Annotated in this window: 1 protein-coding gene; it reads left to right on the plus strand. The window is 42.6% G+C overall.

The genetic code is table 11. The features are described from left to right. Window positions 1-81: 81 nt before the first annotated feature. A partial coding sequence (locus tag BZJ21_RS15575) for a hypothetical protein (protein ID WP_131826362.1) occupies window positions 82-441 on the plus strand: 360 nt, incomplete at its 3' end.

Here is a 441-nt window from a genome sequence, read left to right on the forward strand (position 1 = left end):
GACGGAAAAGCTAACAGAACTAACGTTGCTAAGCTTGCCGCTAGTTACCAAGGCAGTCTTATCACTGTCGACGGTGTGCCTATGATACTCCGTAAAGACAAGGCTGACGCTGTACGTGCAGAGAACAAAGAAAAAGAAAGCAAAAAGAAACGCAAAGCGCGTATCTTAAACAACCTAGTTGACTCGTTTGATGCACTGCAGACCGCCAAAGAAGAAAAACGTAAACCTAGTAAGGAAGAGAAAGCAACTTTTGCTAAGGCCAAGGAAGCAGCTAAAGAGTATTTCACAAAAGGCGACACTGAAAAGAACATGCGAGATCATGCTATCAGCGCTCTTAAAAAAGAGACTGATGCGTTAGAGAAAAAATTAGATGCTATTGCCTTAAAAGAAGGCCTGGAAAGCAAAGAGTATAGCGAAGCTTTAGGTGCTGCTAGAAACACT

This window comes from Salinivibrio costicola subsp. alcaliphilus, assembly GCF_001996185.1.
GTDB lineage: Bacteria > Pseudomonadota > Gammaproteobacteria > Enterobacterales > Vibrionaceae > Salinivibrio > Salinivibrio costicola.